The sequence below is a fragment of the Marinobacterium sedimentorum genome (assembly GCF_024267675.1).
GTDB classification, from domain to species: domain Bacteria; phylum Pseudomonadota; class Gammaproteobacteria; order Pseudomonadales; family Balneatricaceae; genus Marinobacterium_A; species Marinobacterium_A sedimentorum.
On record NZ_JALDYX010000033.1, the window covers coordinates 1 to 16,529 of the forward strand.

At 59.9% G+C, this 16,529-nt stretch carries 15 protein-coding genes; 12 read left to right on the top strand and 3 right to left on the bottom strand.

The features are described 5' to 3' along the window. Positions 1-157 precede the first annotated feature (157 nt). The 8 genes from ccoS to MRS74_RS19815 all read left to right on the top strand — a co-directional run bounded on the left by ccoS (position 158) and on the right by MRS74_RS19815 (position 6,544). Complete coding sequence (ccoS, locus tag MRS74_RS19780) at positions 158-400, top strand: cbb3-type cytochrome oxidase assembly protein CcoS (protein ID WP_254582004.1); 243 nt, start codon at positions 158-160, stop codon at positions 398-400. Then, a complete protein-coding gene (locus tag MRS74_RS19785) occupies positions 393-1,055 on the top strand; it encodes a sulfite exporter TauE/SafE family protein (RefSeq protein WP_254582005.1) in 663 nt (220 codons plus the stop codon). The genes ccoS and MRS74_RS19785 overlap by 8 nt, the downstream gene beginning before the upstream one ends. Positions 1,056-1,189: 134 nt before the next feature. After that, a complete protein-coding gene (gene fnr, locus MRS74_RS19790) occupies positions 1,190-1,945 on the top strand; it encodes a fumarate/nitrate reduction transcriptional regulator Fnr (protein ID WP_254582006.1) in 756 nt (251 codons plus the stop codon). A 96-nt stretch (positions 1,946-2,041) separates the two neighbouring features. After that, complete coding sequence (locus MRS74_RS19795) at positions 2,042-2,584, top strand: adenine phosphoribosyltransferase (protein WP_254582007.1); 543 nt, start codon at positions 2,042-2,044, stop codon at positions 2,582-2,584. A 116-nt stretch (positions 2,585-2,700) separates the two neighbouring features. Further along, positions 2,701-3,636, top strand: coding sequence for a recombination-associated protein RdgC (gene rdgC / locus MRS74_RS19800; protein ID WP_254582008.1), 936 nt, complete (start codon positions 2,701-2,703; stop codon positions 3,634-3,636). A gap of 101 nt (positions 3,637-3,737) precedes the next feature. Beyond that, positions 3,738-4,370: a 7-carboxy-7-deazaguanine synthase gene (queE, locus tag MRS74_RS19805; RefSeq protein WP_254582009.1), complete on the top strand. Its 633-nt coding sequence runs from the start codon at positions 3,738-3,740 to the stop codon at positions 4,368-4,370. Positions 4,371-4,767: 397 nt separating this feature from the next. Next, complete coding sequence (locus MRS74_RS19810; RefSeq protein ID WP_254582010.1) at positions 4,768-5,922, top strand: cation diffusion facilitator family transporter; 1,155 nt, start codon at positions 4,768-4,770, stop codon at positions 5,920-5,922. Beyond that, positions 5,915-6,544, top strand: a complete 630-nt coding sequence (locus MRS74_RS19815; RefSeq protein WP_254582011.1) for a YigZ family protein — start codon at positions 5,915-5,917, stop codon at positions 6,542-6,544. Before MRS74_RS19810 ends, MRS74_RS19815 begins: the two co-directional genes overlap by 8 nt. A 51-nt stretch (positions 6,545-6,595) precedes the next feature. On the opposite strand, the gene MRS74_RS19820 is transcribed toward MRS74_RS19815, so the two are convergent. Continuing rightward, the gene (locus tag MRS74_RS19820; protein WP_254582012.1) at positions 6,596-7,939 is read right to left on the bottom strand and encodes a L,D-transpeptidase family protein; all 1,344 of its coding nucleotides are present in this window, start codon (positions 7,937-7,939) and stop codon (positions 6,596-6,598) included. A 291-nt stretch (positions 7,940-8,230) separates the two neighbouring features. Here MRS74_RS19820 and MRS74_RS19825 point away from each other — a divergent pair, with 291 nt between their 5' ends. From MRS74_RS19825 to MRS74_RS19840, 4 genes are all read left to right on the top strand, one after another. Further along, a complete protein-coding gene (locus MRS74_RS19825; RefSeq protein ID WP_254582013.1) occupies positions 8,231-9,268 on the top strand; it encodes a diguanylate cyclase in 1,038 nt (345 codons plus the stop codon). A 72-nt stretch (positions 9,269-9,340) separates the two neighbouring features. After that, positions 9,341-9,820, top strand: a complete 480-nt coding sequence (locus MRS74_RS19830) for a 2-thiouracil desulfurase family protein (RefSeq protein WP_254582014.1) — start codon at positions 9,341-9,343, stop codon at positions 9,818-9,820. Between the two features lie 124 nt (positions 9,821-9,944). Continuing rightward, positions 9,945-11,663 carry a proline--tRNA ligase gene (locus MRS74_RS19835; protein ID WP_254582015.1) on the top strand — a complete coding sequence of 573 codons (1,719 nt, stop codon included), beginning with the start codon at positions 9,945-9,947 and terminating at the stop codon, positions 11,661-11,663. Positions 11,664-11,884: 221 nt separating this feature from the next. Then, a complete protein-coding gene (locus MRS74_RS19840) occupies positions 11,885-14,821 on the top strand; it encodes an HD domain-containing phosphohydrolase (RefSeq protein WP_254582016.1) in 2,937 nt (978 codons plus the stop codon). 10 nt (positions 14,822-14,831) lie between these two features. On the opposite strand, the gene MRS74_RS19845 is transcribed toward MRS74_RS19840, so the two are convergent. Further along, a complete protein-coding gene (locus MRS74_RS19845; protein ID WP_254582017.1) occupies positions 14,832-15,122 on the bottom strand; it encodes an acylphosphatase in 291 nt (96 codons plus the stop codon). Further along, positions 15,122-16,375 carry a virulence factor BrkB family protein gene (locus MRS74_RS19850; RefSeq protein ID WP_254582018.1) on the bottom strand — a complete coding sequence of 418 codons (1,254 nt, stop codon included), beginning with the start codon at positions 16,373-16,375 and terminating at the stop codon, positions 15,122-15,124. The genes MRS74_RS19845 and MRS74_RS19850 overlap by 1 nt, the downstream gene beginning before the upstream one ends. Positions 16,376-16,529: the final 154 nt, after the last annotated feature.

Below are 16,529 nucleotides of genomic sequence, written 5' to 3' on the forward strand. Positions count from 1 at the left end.
GTTCGCTCGTGGTAGTAGGCAATGCTCTGCGACTCTCAGGGCGCGTGCGCAGGCCAAGCAACTAACACAAAGTTGAACGTTGAAAGCAGCAAAAAGATCAGAGGTTAGTATGCGTAAAACCCCAGTCCGCCTTACACCAGACAGCAAAGGCTGATCCATGAATATTCTGTATCTGCTTATTCCCATCGCCATCATCTTTGTCGGCTGCGCCCTATGGGCTTTCTTCTGGAGCGTCAACAGCGGCCAGTACGATGATCTGGAGTCCCCCGCCCACAGCATCCTGTTTGATGATGACGACAGCCTGATCCCCGACGACGCCAAACAGGAACGCGCTCCTTCGGCCAAGCCTGCTGTCCAGGCCCCTGCGACCAAGACGCCCAAGATCGATACCCATGACTGAGGGTCTTTCAATCGGCACGGCGCTGGTGCTGGGCCTGCTGGGCGGCGCCCACTGCATCGGCATGTGCGGCGGCATAGCCGCAACAGTCGGTATGACCCGCCCTGACAGCCGTACGCCTGCCATCGTTCTGCTGCTGGGCTACAACGGCGGCCGCCTGCTGAGCTACACCCTGGCCGGCGCCCTGCTCGGCGGCCTCGGCGTACTGCTGGCCGATGGCACGGCCACCCTGGTGCTGCGTACTCTGGCCGGCCTGATGCTCGTAGCCATGGGGCTGTACATCGCCCAGTGGTGGAAAGGCCTGCTGTATCTGGAGCGCGCCGGCAGTGGTCTGTGGCGCTATCTGCGACCGCTGGCCAGCCGCTTTCTGCCGGCTCGAAGCCTGCCCCAGTCACTGGCGCTGGGCCTGCTCTGGGGCTGGCTACCCTGTGGGCTGGTGTACAGCACCCTGATCTGGGCCTCCGCCGCCGGCGACTGGCAGACCAGTGCCCTGCTAATGGCCTGCTTCGGCCTGGGCACGCTGCCGGCCATGCTTGCCACCGGGCTTATGGCAGCCCAGCTGCGTCAGCTGCTGGCACGGCGCCTGACCCAGCAACTGGCAGGCAGCCTGATTATCCTGTTCGGTCTCTTTACCCTGGTGCCGATACTGCTACCCTGATCCATCGCTTGTGCAGATGGCTTCAACCGGCGCGCCAAATGAGGGATAATTGCAGGCCTCTGTCACTTAGGCACCGTCAGCCGCCATGCACTGCAATCCGAGCCCCCTATCAATCCAGGAAACAGGAAGTACCTATGGATGAGCCACGCAAGCCGGGGACATCACGTCCTGTTCAGCAGGCGCACTGCAATAACTGCAGCCTGAGTACACTCTGCCTGCCGGTCTCGCTGGGCCTGACGGACATTGATCGCCTGGACACCATCATCAGCAAGAGTTCGCCGCTAAAAAAGGGGGCGCTGTTGTTCGATCAAGGCCAGGCATTCAGCTCCATCTTTGCGGTGCGGGCCGGCAGCGTTAAGACCTATACGGTCACACCGGATGGCGACGAACAGATCACTGGATTCTATTTTCCCGGCGAACTGATCGGCCTCAGTGGCATAGACTCAGGCCAGTACCCCAACGCTGCACGGGTGCTCGAAACCACAACGGTGTGCAATATTCCCTTCGCACGCCTTGATGACCTGGCCGGTGAACTGCCGGAGTTGCGACGCCAGATCATGCGCACCATGAGCCGGGAGATTCGAGACGATCAGCAGATGTTGCTGCTGCTGTCGAAAAAAACCGCCGAGCAGCGTCTGGCCACCTTCCTGATCCGGCTGTCCGAACGCTTTCGCATTCGTGGCTATTCCAGAACGCGCTTTCGTCTGTCGATGTCACGCAACGAAATCGCCAACTATCTGGGGCTCGCGATCGAGACGGTCAGCCGGCTCTTCACCCGCTTTCAGAAAAGCGGCCTTATACAGGTGGAAGGCAAGGAAATCGATATTACCGATATTTCCCAGCTGTACCTGCAGTCCGGTGAGTGCCCAAACCTGCAGCAGACAACCTGACCCCATCGACCAGCGCCACTACGGCACCTGGTCGACACTACTGATACTTATTACCGCATCACAAACGCAGCCGTGCTGCGCCCAAGGAGTTCTTGCATGCCCTACGATGAGTGCTACGTAAAATCGGTCATCCGCACCGTAGCGGACTGGCCCGAAAAAGGCGTCATGTTTCGCGATATCACGCCTATTTTCAAAGATCCCAAAGCCCTGCGCATGGTCACGGATGATTTTATACAGCGCTATATCGGCACCGACGTTACCCATATTGCCAGCATAGACGCCCGCGGCTTTCTGATCAGCTCGATCATGGCCTACCACCTCAATCTGCCCCTGGTACTGGTGCGCAAGAAAGGCAAGCTGCCAGGCGAGACCGTGCAGGCTGATTACGCGCTGGAATACGGCACCGCCACCGTTGAAATGCAGATCGACGCTGTGGGCCCTGGCGACCGCGTACTGATCTTTGATGATCTTATTGCCACCGGCGGCACCATCCTGGCCGCCAGCATGCTGATAAAAGAACTGGGCGCCAGCGTCTATGAAGCCGCCGCGCTGATTGACCTGCCGGACCTCGAAGGCTCCACCCGCATTCAGGATGCCGGCATTCCGGTCCACACGCTGCTGGCCTACGAAGGCCTCTGATCTGCCCGCCATCGAGGCGCAGATGTTACGCGCCCCGGTGGCTTGCCCCATTCGCCATGGCAATTACGCCATGAGCCGCTAGAATAGCGCCCCTACTCAGCAGGCATCGATATACCATGTGGTTCAAAAATCTGATCTTTTATCGCTTTAGCGCCGCCTTCGACAAAGATACCGAGACGCTGGAAAGCGCGCTGGCCGAAACGCCCTTCCACCCCTGCGGCAGCCAGGAACTGAGCCGCTCTGGCTGGATTGCCCCCTGCAGGGGCCTGCCGGACAGTCTGGTCTACAGTTGTGCCGGCTATCATCTGATCTGCACCCAGAAAGAAGAAAAGATCCTGCCCTCGGGGGTCATTCGCCAGTCACTGGAAGAGCGGGTACAGAAGATAGAAAAGGAAGAGGCACGCAAGGTCTATCGTCGCGAGCACACCCAGCTCAAGGACGAAATCATTCTTGACCTGCTGCCCCGCGCCTTCAGCAAACGCAGCCAGACCTATGCGCTCATTGCGCCCCAGGCCGGGCTGATTCTGGTCGATGCCTCAAGCCACAAGAACGCAGAAGACCTGCTCAGCCAGTTGCGCACCAGCCTGGGTTCACTGCCGGTCATTCTGACGGACGTCAAGCAGTCTCCCGCAGCGGTCATGAGTCACTGGCTGGAACAGCAGGAACCGCTGCCAACCTCGCTGCAGCTGCTCGACGAGGCTGAATTGAAGGATAATCTGGTCGAGGGCGGCGTAATCCGCATCAAGGGCCAGGAGCTCACCAGCAGTGAGATCGTGGCACACCTTGAAGCCGGTAAACGCGTCGCCAAGCTGGCGCTGGAGTGGGACGAGAACCTGCGCTTCCTGCTGCACGAAGATCTCAGCGTGCATCGCATTAAACAAACCGATCAGTTCAAGGAACGCCAGCAGGATGTGGCCGACGACGAACTGGCACGCTTTGATGCCGATGTGGCGCAACTGGGGCTCGAGCTGACGCGCCTGATTCCGGACCTGCTCAACGCCTTTGGCGGCGAAGTCGCCGGCGCATCCCTGGAACCCGCGCCAAAAGCGTGACACGCCGCCACAGGGACGGTGAAACAATTCAGTTGAACCCATACTGAAGCAGAATTGACCAGCCGCCCGCTGCAACGGCCCTGCAAGGCCCCGGAGACCCCATGTACAGCGTTAAGGAAATGTTCTACACCCTGCAGGGCGAAGGTGCCCAGGCCGGCCGGCCGGCGGTGTTCTGCCGTTTTGCCGGCTGCAATCTCTGGTCCGGCCGGGAGCAGGATCGCAGCAGCGCCATCTGCGACTTCTGCGACACCGATTTTGTCGGCACCGACGGCCAGAACGGCGGCAAATTCGCCACCGCAGAAGCCCTGGCAGAGGCCACTATGGCGCTCTGGCCGGACCCTGCCCAGGGCACCCCCTACCTGGTCTGCACCGGTGGCGAACCTGCACTGCAGCTCGATACAGCCCTGATCCGGGCCTTCAAGGCCGCAGGCTTCGAGATTGCCGTTGAAACCAACGGCACCAAACCTCTGCCCAAGGGCATCGACTGGATCTGCCTGAGCCCCAAGGCCAACACCGAACTGGTGCTGACCGCCGGGCAGGAGCTCAAGCTGGTCTACCCGCAACTACTGGCCCCGCCCGAGCGCTTTACCTCACTGGCCTTTGAGCATTTCTACCTGCAGCCGCTGGATGGACCCGATGCCGACGCCAATCTGCGCCGCTGTGTGCAGTACTGCCTGGAGCACCCGCAGTGGAAACTGAGCCTGCAAACCCACAAGATTCTGGGCATCGACTGATCATCAACGAGCGTGTGCGGCTGTGAATCACGCCATTGCACAAGCATCCACAGGCCCGTTGTTACAGCTCTGCACCGTTATACCCACATCTGCTGTGGATAAGGGTGTGGGTGAGAGGGAAAATAACCGCCACCCAGCCCATGATAGCGTTGCCTCACACAGATTGATCACTTTTTAACCAGTTTTTATTTGTGAAATAAAATCAATACGTTGTAGAGATTTTTTCAAGAAGCTGGTGATATTTAGCCTGTTGGGTAGCGATTTTGTTATGTAAAGTTTCTGAACCAGCGGCACCGCGGATCAGGCTTCAGGGCCCAACGCAGTTTCCAGTATGCCGCACTGGCCGGCATACTGCCGCAGCCGCTACTATTAGCGCTCATTACTCTATGGATTCGTAATGTACACAGCCAAGCAACGCCAGCAGGAAGCCCAGAAGGTCACACTGGTCGGCAGTCTTCTGGACGCCGTTCTCGGCGTCACCAAAATTTTTGTCGGCCTGTTTTCCCATTCCCACGCCCTGATTGCCGACGGCGTTCACTCGCTGTCGGACCTGGCCACCGACTTCATGGTCGTGCTCATTCTGCGGGTATCACACCAGGAGCCGGACGAAGACCACCCCTGGGGCCACGCCCGCTTCGAAACTGCCGGTACCGTTATGCTCGGCGCGCTGCTGATCGCTGTCGCCGGCGCCATGGCGTACAACAGCGTCGGACTGATTTTCAGCGGTGAGTCCCTGCTAATTCCCGAGTGGCCCACACTGGTTGTGGCAGCGCTGTCTATCGTCAGCAAGGAATGGATCTACCGCTACACCCTGGCGGCCGGCAAACGCCTCAAGTCGGATCTGATCATTGCCAACGCCTGGCACAGCCGCAGTGATGCCTTTTCATCCATAGTGGTACTGATCGGTATTGCCGGCGCCATGCTCGGCTGGACCTGGCTCGATGCGCTTACCGCCGTACTGGTGGCACTGCTGATCGCAAAAATCGGCTGGGATCTGACCTGGAAAAGCATCAAGGAGCTGGTGGATACCGCCTTGCCGGAACCCCAGGTGCGCGAGCTGGAACAGGCCGTGCAGGATGTCGATGGCGTGATCAGCGTGCACAGTCTGAAAACCCGTCTGATGGGTGGCCAGAGCCTGCTGGAAATGCATATTCAGGTAGAAAGTCACCTGAGCGCCTCGGAAGGCCACTATATCGGCGACACAGCGGTGCGCATCCTCAAGACCCGCTTCGACGACATTGGCGATGTCATTTTTCATATCGACACCTACAACGATGACCAGCGTCTGTACTGCGATACCCTGCCGCTGCGCGCAGAAGTCGAAGAGGCCCTCAGGGCCGCCCTGACCGAGCTGCATCCACAGCTGAAATGGGAAAAACTCGCGCTCTACTACATTAAGGCCCGAATCGAGCTGGAGCTGAATTTCGACAGCGCCGAACTCGCCCGTTGTGGACTCGGCGGAAACGAGGTGCAGCAGGCCCTGCGTGAAAAGCTGCAGCCGTATTACTGGTACGCCAGCCTGAGCCTGTGGCTCACACCCAGCAATGCCTGAGACCTATCTGCGACCGAGTGAGGAGCATGCGGTCAGCATTGAAATCAAGCGCAGCCTGTTTATCTGCCAGGCGGCGCCTACCGTCGGTGTCGAGGCCGCCAATGACTTCATCAGCGCGGTGCGCAGCCGCTACCCCGATGCCAGTCACCACTGCTGGTGCTACGTTGCAGGCGCGCCCGGAGACTACAATCTGTGGAACTGCAGCGATGACGGCGAGCCCCGCGGCACCGCCGGAAAGCCCATGCTCAATGTGCTCAGCCACTCGGGCCTTGGGGACATCACCCTGGTCGTGACGCGCTATTTTGGTGGTGTGAAACTCGGTGCCGGCGGGCTGGTCAGGGCCTACAGCCAGGCGGTACAGGAATGCCTGGCAACGCTGCCAAGCGAAACACGGGTGTTCACCCAGACCTACCAGCTGCTTGCACCCCACGCCCTCACAGGCACCCTGGAGCATCTGATACAGCAGCTGAACCTAAGGGTACTTGATCGCCAATGGCATGATCAGCTGCAGATTCTGCTGGATCTGGACCCCAGGCAGGCGCAGGAACTCGAACTGCGCCTGGCGCCCCTGCCCGCCGTCAGCTTTGCGACGCTCAAGCCGGCTAAGCCAACCGGTCAATAGCGGTTCCAGCGCGACTCGACGGCGGCCAAGAGACAGGCAAAGCGCACGAACTCAGGGGCCGGCAATCCGGACCTGCTGCGTCACCGAGACGTGCTGTTCGGCATCGCTGTCATGACCATAGAGATCATCACGAAACTGCAGCTGCCCCTCATCATCCAGCCAGGCGGTCCAATAGGTTGTATAAACCGGCACCGGCACCGGCAGCGACAGCACGCGGTTCTTGCCGCTGGCGATCTCCCGCTCAAGTCGCGATACCGATGCAGCCCCCTGGTCGCCACCAGCAAGGCCGAACAGCCGTTTTGCCAGCTTATCCGGATACTCGATACGGATGCAGCCAGAGCTGAAGTTCCTCGTCGGCTTGCTAAACAACCCCGCGCTCGGGGTGCCGTGCATATACACCAGATAGGGATTGGGGAAATTGAACTTCAGCTGACCCAGCGGGTTGCTGGGCCCCGGCGCCTGCCAGAAACGCTGCTGCGGCTGCGGACCCCGATACAGGTGTTCGAAGTCCAGCTCGCTCAGCGGCAAGGAACGCATAGCGGCGCCGTGCCCGACCACCAGTTCAAGACCCTTGCTGTGCAGCACATCCGGCGACTGTTCCATGCTGGGCACTATGTCGCGGTAGGCAATGCCGCTGGGCACGTTCCAGTCCGGATTCAGTTCCAGCGAATCAATCTGACTGACCAACAGCGGGGTGCGCGCCTTGAGCTTGCCGACAATGGCGCGCATCTGCAACACCGGTTTGCCGGCTTCGAAATAGCGCATCTCGAAGGCAGGAATATTCACCACCACGTAGGTATTTGCAGCACCGCGCTGTACCTCGAACTGATCCAGGCGTTCGCGGTTGCGCTGCAGTTGCCGATAGCGCAGCCCTGGTGAAACCTCAAGCGCTGCACGTGAACGCCGTCCCCAGAGGCCATCGGCCTCAAGCCCATGGCGACGCTGAAAGCGCACCAGCGCCGCCTGCAGTGCCTCATCAAAGCGCCAGGGCTCTGCGGGCGCTATACCGGCCTGCAGATCGCCCAGCAGTATCAGCCGATTGCGAATATCGGCCACCACAGGGTCGATGTCACCGAGGCGCAGGGTCGCTGTGGGAACAATCGGCGGCCAGCGGTACTCCAGCGTCAGGGCACGGTAACGGGCCAGGGCACCCTCGATAGACTCGAATCGCCCCTGCCCCGACACCATAGCCTGAGGCTGCCCCGCAGCCGGGTTTTGTGACTCGTATGCCGGCTCGTCGGCTGTAAATGGCGGCGCAGCAACAGCGACATTGATCAGACCACCGAGCACCGCCGCGCTCACAACAGCGGCGGTGCCCGGTACCCTGGCGAGCAGAATAAGGCTTCGCAGAATGACTGTGCGCAGCACAGCAGAAACACGCGTAACTCGTCTCACAGCACCTCCCAAGACGTTGCCTATATAAGGATAGTCCCGATCAAGCCGCTGGAAAACACCCTGCCGGGCAGCTAGGATGCGCTTTAAAAGTCTGCACCGCCACACCCATGCGCTATACGACACCCTGATGTCCGTTTATTTGGTACGTTAGCAATGTGTAACAACTCGATGACTGGCACTCGGCACTGAAAGTCTTTTATAGTACCTCTGCAACGCCTGAAATATCGGCACTGGCAAGCGTAATTGCATGCAGCACCCAACTTAAATCCGGCGAGCCATTAAGGGACGACTATGAAATTCGCGGAGAATTCCAATCAGGCGGCAGACTACCTGCGGCGGGCCATCCCCTTGATGGTCAAGTACAACATCCCGCCCAATCCGCTCAACTACGCCCTGTGGTATACCTACGTTTCCGACCGTATGCCAGAACTCAACAGTGTGCTGGACAAGACAGTGACCACCTACGGCACCTGTCCGGTCATGGTGAGCGAGCAGCTGTTCCGCGAACACATGATCAAGGATGAACTCGAATCGGCCAAGGATATTCAGACTAACCTGATATCGCTGCTGAATGATCTGAATGATCACGCCCATGAAACCGCCAAGCGTACCGGTGATTACAGCGAAGTACTGCAGGACAGTCTCAGTGCCCTCGCCGACGGGGAATACAGTGAACTGCCCCTCGAGTCCATTATCCAGAACCTGGCACTCAATACCGAAGCCATCAGTGCAACCACGCGCCAGTTCCAGGTACGTATCGACGAAGCCCAGGCCGAAATTGCCACCCTCAAGGCCGAACTGCAGCGCACCCGACAGGATGCCCGCGTCGACCCACTCACCGGCTTGTTCAACCGCCGCGTGTTCGACGCTGAGCTGCTACAGCTGATCAGCAGCCCCGACCGCCACGACACCACTATAGTGCTGCTGGATATCGATTTTTTCAAAAACTTCAACGACCAGTACGGCCACCTCATGGGTGACAAGGTATTACAGTACGTTGGCAAGCTGCTGAAGGAAAATAGCGCAGAACCCATACTTGCGGTGCGCTTTGGCGGCGAAGAATTCGCCATTCTCCTGCCCGGCAGCACGCTTGACGATGGCGCCCGTCTGGCCGAAAGACTGCGCGACAAGATTCAGGCCATTCGTATCAAGCTGAAGAAGTCCGGCGAGGTCATCAGCTCCATCACCGCGTCCTTTGGCGTCACCCAGTACCGATCCGGCGAAAGCTCCGACGACTTTGTGGACCGTGCCGACAGCGCGCTCTACCAGGCCAAGTCCCAGGGGCGTAACCAGGTGCAATGCGCCGACGAAAGCACCCCGGCGATTTAACACCCTGTTCACAAAGCCCTGATAGTCTTCGCGTCGTCGTCATCCGATTGCACAACAAAGAAGACTATCGTCATGGGAAAAATACTCATCAGCGCCTGCCTGCTGGGCGAAAACGTTCGTTACGATGCACAGCACAGCCGGCTTTCCCATCCCCTGCTGGAGCAGTGGCAGCGCCAGGGGCGCCTGGTACCCTTCTGCCCCGAAGTCGCCGGCGGCCTGCCCACTCCCAGACGTCCTGCTGAAATACGCCAGCGCTTTCCCATACTGGTCACCGATCGCGATGGCGCAGACCTTACACCGGCATACCTGCAGGGTGCAGAACGCGCACTGGAAGTTGCGCAGCGGGAAAACTGTTGCTGTGCCCTGCTGCAGTCCCTCAGCCCCGCCTGTGGCCGCGATCAGACATACGACGGCCAGTTTCGCCAGGTACTGGTGCAGGGCAGCGGCATCGCCGCCGCAGAACTCATGCGCCACGGTATCGCAGTGTTTGACGAAACTCAGCTGAGCGAACTGTATGCCTTTATGGCCATGCAGGATCAGAGCGCAGCCTGAGCCCATACAGCGACAAACAGCGGTGCAGGGCCTGCAAGTGCGCAACAGGCTTGTTTGCCGCCCCCCGCGTCCCTACAATGGTGCGATTTTCCGCAACATTTTCCGATTTCTGGGTTTAGGATCTATGCGCGCTAGCCAATATCTGATTGCCACACTCAAGGAAACTCCGTCCGACGCGGAAGTTATCAGCCACCAGCTGATGCTGCGCGCGGGTCTGATCCGCAAGGTCGCCTCCGGCCTCTACAACTGGCTGCCGATGGGGCTGCGTACGCTGCGCAAGGTCGAGCGTATCGTGCGCGAGGAAATGGACCGCTCCGGCGCCCAGGAAGTGCTGATGCCCGCCATTCAGCCCTCAGAACTGTGGCAGGAATCCGGCCGCTGGGAACAGTACGGCCCGGAACTGCTGCGCCTGCGTGATCGCAATGACCGTGAATTTTGCGTCGGTCCGACCCACGAAGAAGTAATCACGGACATGATCCGCCGCGAAGTAAAAAGCTATAAACAGCTGCCGGCCAACTTCTACCAGATCCAGACCAAGTTTCGCGACGAAATCCGTCCGCGCTTCGGCATCATGCGCTCGCGCGAATTCATCATGAAGGATGCCTATTCCTTCCATCTGGGCACCGAGTCGCTGCAGGCCACCTACGATCTGATGTACCAGACGTACAACAACATCTTTAACCGCGTAGGTCTTGATTTCCGCCCGGTGCTGGCTGATACCGGCTCTATCGGCGGCAACTCCTCCCACGAATTCCATGTACTGGCGTCCTCAGGCGAAGACGATATCGCTTTCTCCGACAGCAGCGACTATGCCGCCAACGTCGAACTGGCCGAAGCCCTGGCACCGGCCGGCGAGCGGGCCGCCGCGACGATGGACATGCACCTGGTTGATACCCCGGACGCCAAAACCATCGCGGACCTGGTCAAACTGCACGAGACGCCGATCGAAAAAACCATCAAGACCCTGATCGTGCGGGCATCTGATGAATGCGAATCCGACTTTGTCGCCCTGCTTGTGCGCGGTGATCATGAGCTGAACGAGCTCAAGGCCGAGAAGCTGGCCCTGGTCGCAGCCCCCCTCACCATGGCGAGCGAAGACGAATTCCGCCCGGTCATCGGTGCCGGCGCAGGCTCGCTCGGGCCGGTCAATATGCCGATTCCGTGCATAGTCGACCGCGCCGTAGCAATGGCATCTGACTTTGGCGCCGGCGCCAACATCGATGGCAAGCACTACTTCGGCATCAACTGGGGGCGTGATCTGGAGCTGCCCCAGGTGGCGGATCTGCGCAACGTGGTTGAAGGTGATCCGAGCCCGGATGGCCAGGGCACCCTGTCCATTCGTCGAGGTATTGAAGTGGGCCACATATTCCAGCTGGGGCAGAAATACTCCGAGGCGCTGGGCGCCACCGTGCTGGACGAAAACGGCAAGGCCAAACTCATGGACATGGGCTGCTACGGCATAGGCGTGTCCCGCGTGGTTGCCTCCGCCATCGAGCAGAACCACGACGAAAAGGGCATCATCTGGCCCGACGCCATCGCCCCCTTCCACGTAGCCCTGGTACCGCTGAACTACGACAAGTCCGACGATGTCAAAGCACTGGCGGACCGCCTGTATCTGGACCTGCAGCAGGCTGGTTACGACGTGCTGCTGGATGATCGCAAGGAGCGCCCGGGCGTCAAGTTCGCCGACATGGAACTGATCGGCATCCCGCATCGCGTGGTGATATCCGATCGCGGCATCGCTGCCGGCACCCTTGAGTACAAGGGCCGTCGTGACAGTGAAAACCAGGACATCGCCATCGACCAGCTGCTGGCGACCCTGGCTGACAAGCTCAGCATCTAACGACGCTATCCCGCCAACCCCGTAGCACTGCAGGGTTGGCGTTTTTCCCTGCTCTGGCAAGTACCTGAACCGCATACCTGAAGCGGACTCTGCCCAGGGTTCTCCATGCCGGGTTGCATTTCCCACAGATTTCTACTGACCTCTCCACGGCTCGAAACCCATCAGCCGAGGTACGATACGCTATAGTTCACGGGCCGATACCTTGCTCGGACCCCAATCCCATGTTCAGCGTCAAGCCGCGACATTACCCGCTGCATTTGCAGATCACAGCACTCTTCATGCTGCTTATTCTGCTGCTCGGCGGCAGCCTGACCTGGTACAACTACCGCAAGTCCAGCGACCTGATCCTCACCGCCTCCACCCAGCTGTTTGAGCAATATGGTGAACGCCTGCGTCTGGAGTTTCTGCGCACCTATCAGCCCATAGTGCAGCTGATCAACATGCTGACGCTGGATTCCATCGTCAAGGCCCAGACACCGACGGAACGACTGGCCCGACTTACCCTGCTGGCCAGAGCCCTGGAACAGCGCCCCCAGATTACGGCACTGCAGATCGGCTACGCCAATGGCGACTATCTGGTCGTGCGCCCCATCAACGAAGACCAGCCGGGCACACGCTTCAACCCGCCCCCAGGCAGCACACTCATCGCCCAAAGCATTAGCGTCGACAGTGATGAGAACAGGCTGCACGAAGAGTATTTTTTCGACGCTGAGCTACACCTTATCGAGCAGCGCGACGCCGTGCCCTCGGACTATGATCCGCGCCAGCAAAACTGGTACCAGCTCGCCCTGAGCCGTGACCAGCACGTCGTCACCGAGCCCTACTTCTTTACTGCCATCCGCAAGGTAGGCATTACGCTCTCCAGCCGCGACCCGCTGCAGGGCACAGTGATCGCCGCCGATGTCGCCCTCGACCGGCTGTCGGAGTCCGTATCCGAGCTGCATATCACACCGCGCAGTGAAATCGTGCTGCTGGATCAGAACCTCAATGCACTGGCCTACCGTGACCCCGGCAAGCTGGTGCTGCTGTACCAGGACAAGATCATCGATATTGCCCGCCTCGACAGTCTCGGCTCCCAGGTGCTGGATGCCGCGAGCAAACCCGTCGCCGCCGGCCAACGGCGTTTTCGACTCGAGTTCGACGGCCAGGTCTGGCGCGGCGAGCTCTATGCGCTCGAGCCCGCCGACAGCATCCACTTTGATCTGCTGACCCTGGTGCCCGAAGATGAACTGCTCAGCGAGGCCTTGATCATCCGTCGCCAGTCCAACCTGATCACCGGCATTATGCTGCTGCTGGCACTGCCACTCACCTGGCTGCTGGCACACCAGATATCCCGTCCGTTGCGCCAGCTGGCGCTGGAAGCCAGCATGATCCGGCGCTTTCAGCTCGACCAGCCCATCAGCACCCGTTCTCGCATTCGCGAAATCGACGACCTTGGCCACAGCATGACGGTGATGAAGGACACCCTGAACCAGTTTCTTGGCATGCTGGGGTCCATGTCGGCAGAAACTGCCTTTATGCCACTGCTTGAACTGATTACCACCCAGACCATGAGCGTCAGCCAGGCGGCAGGGGCTGCGATCTACCTGGTCAGTGACGACGACAGCCGCCTGGAACCCGCCAGTCTGAAGCTGGCCGAGCCCAGCCAGAGGGTGCCGGTGCTGCCCCCCTGCTCCGTGCACGGCAACCACCAGCTGGCTGACTGCCTGTTGCAGGAGTCGAGCCTCTCGAAAACCCTTAACGCCGACAGTAAAAACCATCCGATGTTCGCGCTGCTGCAGGCCCTGGAGACAAGCCGTCTCATGGTCATCGCCATACCGCTGAAAAATCGCAAGCGCGAGTCCGTCGGCGTGCTCTGCCTGCTCTACGGCAACGGCCATGCCCACTGTGAAGGCGACCTGCTGGCGTTTATCGAAACCCTGTCCGGTTTTGCGTCGCTGACGCTGGAAAACCGCCAGCTTATTGGCAAGGAAAAAGCCCTGCTGGAAGCCTTTATCGAGCTGATTGCCGGCGCCATCGATGCCAAGTCACCCCACACCGGCGGACATTGCGCCCGCGTGCCGGCGCTCACCGAGATGCTGGCCCGGGCCGCCTGCAACAGTACAGAGCCCGCCTTTGCGGACTTCAGCCTTAATAGAGATCAATGGGAGGAGCTGCATATCGCCAGCTGGCTGCACGACTGCGGCAAGGTCACCACGCCTGAATATGTGGTCGAGAAAGCCACCAAGCTGGAAACCTTTTACGATCGCATCCATGAAATCCGCACCCGTTTCGAAGTGCTCAAGCGCGATGCACAGCTGGGTTTCTGGCAACAGCTGTGCCAGTCACACGAACAGGGGGGCGACACGCAGACGCCCTCGCGGGCAAGTCTCGAAGCCCGGTTGCAGGCAGAACTCAGCCAGCTGGATGCCGACTTTGCCTTTGTCGCCCATTGCAACCTCGGCCGTGAACAGATGGCGACGGCGGATCAGCAGCGCCTTCGAAAGATCGCCGAGCGCACCTGGCACCGCACCCTGGATGATCGCCTTGGCATTTCATGGGAAGAGCGCCAAAGGCGCAGCAACACCGACGACGCCCTTCCTGTGCGAGAAAAACTGCTGGCCGACAAGGATTTTCATATCCATCCGCGCACCGAGGCCGACCGTATTGCAGCCGACAACCCCTGGGGTTTTAAGCTCAGCCAGCCGGAACATCTCTACAACCAGGGGGAACTGTACAACTTGCTGATCAGGGCCGGCACCCTGACGCCCGAAGAGCGCTACAAGATCAACGACCATATAGTGCAGACCATCATCATGCTGGAAAAGCTGCCCTACCCGCGTCATCTGCGCGGCATACCGGAAATTGCCGGCGGCCACCACGAACGCATGGATGGGCGCGGCTACCCCCGCGGGCTGACCGGCGATCAGATGTCACTGCCGGCGCGCATGATGGCCATCGCGGATATCTTCGAAGCCCTCACCGCCACGGACAGGCCCTACAAGGAACCCAAGTGCCTCAGCGAGGCGCTGAACATCATGGGGCAGATGCGCGACCGGGGTCATATTGACCCGCAGCTGTTCCGGCTGTTTTTGCAAAGCGGCGTCTGTGAAGACTACGCCAGTCACTATCTGACGGCCGCACAACGCGACCGGATTAATATCGAACACTATCTGTAAGTCGTATCGCTCAGCGGCGTATTTCGAAGTGCTGCAAGCCTGGGTCCAGCTCACAGGTCTGGACCTCAAGCCGCAGCACCCGTGCATCGTCCGGCCCCTGCTCCAACCAGAGCAACATCCGCTGCAAAGCCTCGGTATTTCCCTGCAGCCAGCCGGTAACGGCGCCATCGGGCTCATTCTGCACCCAGCCCAGCAGGCCTTGGCGGCGCGCCTGCTCGCAGGCGAAGTAACGAAAGCCCACGCCCTGCACACGCCCGGTCACGCGTATGCGCCGGGCCTCAATCAAGACGGCGCTGTGCATCAGGCTTCCTCCTTAGCGGCACCGGCGTCGATACCGGTCTGATCCGACTCAAACAACTTCAGCAGGGAAACATCCAGTTGCCTGCTGCGCTGATGGGCCAGTGCCTGCAGACGCAGATCCAGACGCCGCTGCCACGGGTTGATGGACTCATGGGCAAAGGGCTCAGGCATCGGCCAGGGCAAGGCCTCTGTGAGCTCCTGCAGCCGGTAATGGGACAGATCGCGGCACAGCAAATAACCACCCTGTTCATTACGCTGCACTATGCCGGCGTCCATCAGCAGCACCTGGTATTCATCCCAGCGGCCCTGATCCAGCCCCTCCACTTCCTGCAGCAGCACCCGATCTGACAGTGCAGCACCCGCCTGCTGTGCCTGCCACAGGCGATAGAGCACCGCCACCAGGGTGTGCAGATGGGACGTCGCCACCTGGCGTCGTACCGGCTGGTACACACTCAGCGCCCGGGTAAGTTCCGCCCCGAGCAAGATGATGACCCAGGAGATGTAGATCCACAGCAGAAACAGCGGCACGGCGGCAAAGGCGCCATAAATCAGCTGATAGGATGGCGACTGGGTAACAAAGTACGTAAAACCCCGCTTGGCGGTTTCGAACAGCACCGCCACCACCAGGGCGCCGATGAAGGCACTGCGCAGCGGCACCCGACAGTTGGGAACCGCGGCATAGAGCAGGGTGAAGGCCGCCGCAGACAGCACCATGGGCAGCAGACTCAGCAGGCGCCCGCGCCCGACAACGGCCGCGGCATCATTTACAATCGACAGGCTTGCGACATAGGAACTGAGCACCAGCCCCAGGCCGATCAGCACCGGACCCAAACTCAGAATCGCCCAGTACAGCAAAAAGCTCGACATGCCGCGTCTGGGCCGGGACACGCGCCAGATCCGGTTAAAGGCCGCTTCGATGCTTTTCATCATCATGATCGATGTCACGGCCAGGAAGGCCACGCCTATGGCCGTGAGGTTACGTGCCTGGGAGGTAAAGTTGGTCAGATAATCCTGCACCACCTCGCCGGTGGCGGGTACAAAGTTCTCGAATACCCAGCCCTGAACGCTTTCACCCACGCCATGAAACGACGGCACCGCCGCCAGCATCGAGTAGGTCACCGTCATGAGCGGCACTACGGCAAACAGCGTCGTGTAGGTCAGGGCCGCGGCATTGAGCACGCCCTGGTTGGATACAAACTGGTGCAGCAGATAGCGTAGAAAACGCAGCCCGCGCATCTCTAGCAGGGCATTCATGCAGCAACCCTCCCCTGGAGCAGACTGGCTCTGAGCAAATGGGCGCGGGAGTCAGGTAGCAGGTTAAACCTGCGCAGGAAAACAGCACTCATGGTGAAATCCTTTTGCGTTAAAGCATTGGCAGTTACAATAGGCGCCGCCAAAAATTCGATAC

Excerpts from the sequence above, each read along its gene's own strand:
- MRS74_RS19840 (WP_254582016.1), top strand. The coding sequence starts at position 11,885 with ATGTTCAGCGTCAAGCCGCGACATTACCCGCTGCATTTGCAGATCACA.
- MRS74_RS19845 (WP_254582017.1), bottom strand. The coding sequence starts at position 15,122 with ATGCACAGCGCCGTCTTGATTGAGGCCCGGCGCATACGCGTGACCGGG.
- queE (WP_254582009.1), top strand. The coding sequence starts at position 3,738 with ATGTACAGCGTTAAGGAAATGTTCTACACCCTGCAGGGCGAAGGTGCC.
- MRS74_RS19825 (WP_254582013.1), top strand. The coding sequence starts at position 8,231 with ATGAAATTCGCGGAGAATTCCAATCAGGCGGCAGACTACCTGCGGCGG.
- MRS74_RS19815 (WP_254582011.1), top strand. The coding sequence starts at position 5,915 with ATGCCTGAGACCTATCTGCGACCGAGTGAGGAGCATGCGGTCAGCATT.
- rdgC (WP_254582008.1), top strand. The coding sequence starts at position 2,701 with ATGTGGTTCAAAAATCTGATCTTTTATCGCTTTAGCGCCGCCTTCGAC.
- MRS74_RS19795 (WP_254582007.1), top strand. The coding sequence starts at position 2,042 with ATGCCCTACGATGAGTGCTACGTAAAATCGGTCATCCGCACCGTAGCG.
- MRS74_RS19830 (WP_254582014.1), top strand. The coding sequence starts at position 9,341 with ATGGGAAAAATACTCATCAGCGCCTGCCTGCTGGGCGAAAACGTTCGT.
- MRS74_RS19835 (WP_254582015.1), top strand. The coding sequence starts at position 9,945 with ATGCGCGCTAGCCAATATCTGATTGCCACACTCAAGGAAACTCCGTCC.
- MRS74_RS19785 (WP_254582005.1), top strand. The coding sequence starts at position 393 with ATGACTGAGGGTCTTTCAATCGGCACGGCGCTGGTGCTGGGCCTGCTG.
- ccoS (WP_254582004.1), top strand. The coding sequence starts at position 158 with ATGAATATTCTGTATCTGCTTATTCCCATCGCCATCATCTTTGTCGGC.
- MRS74_RS19810 (WP_254582010.1), top strand. The coding sequence starts at position 4,768 with ATGTACACAGCCAAGCAACGCCAGCAGGAAGCCCAGAAGGTCACACTG.
- fnr (WP_254582006.1), top strand. The coding sequence starts at position 1,190 with ATGGATGAGCCACGCAAGCCGGGGACATCACGTCCTGTTCAGCAGGCG.
- MRS74_RS19850 (WP_254582018.1), bottom strand. The coding sequence starts at position 16,375 with ATGAATGCCCTGCTAGAGATGCGCGGGCTGCGTTTTCTACGCTATCTG.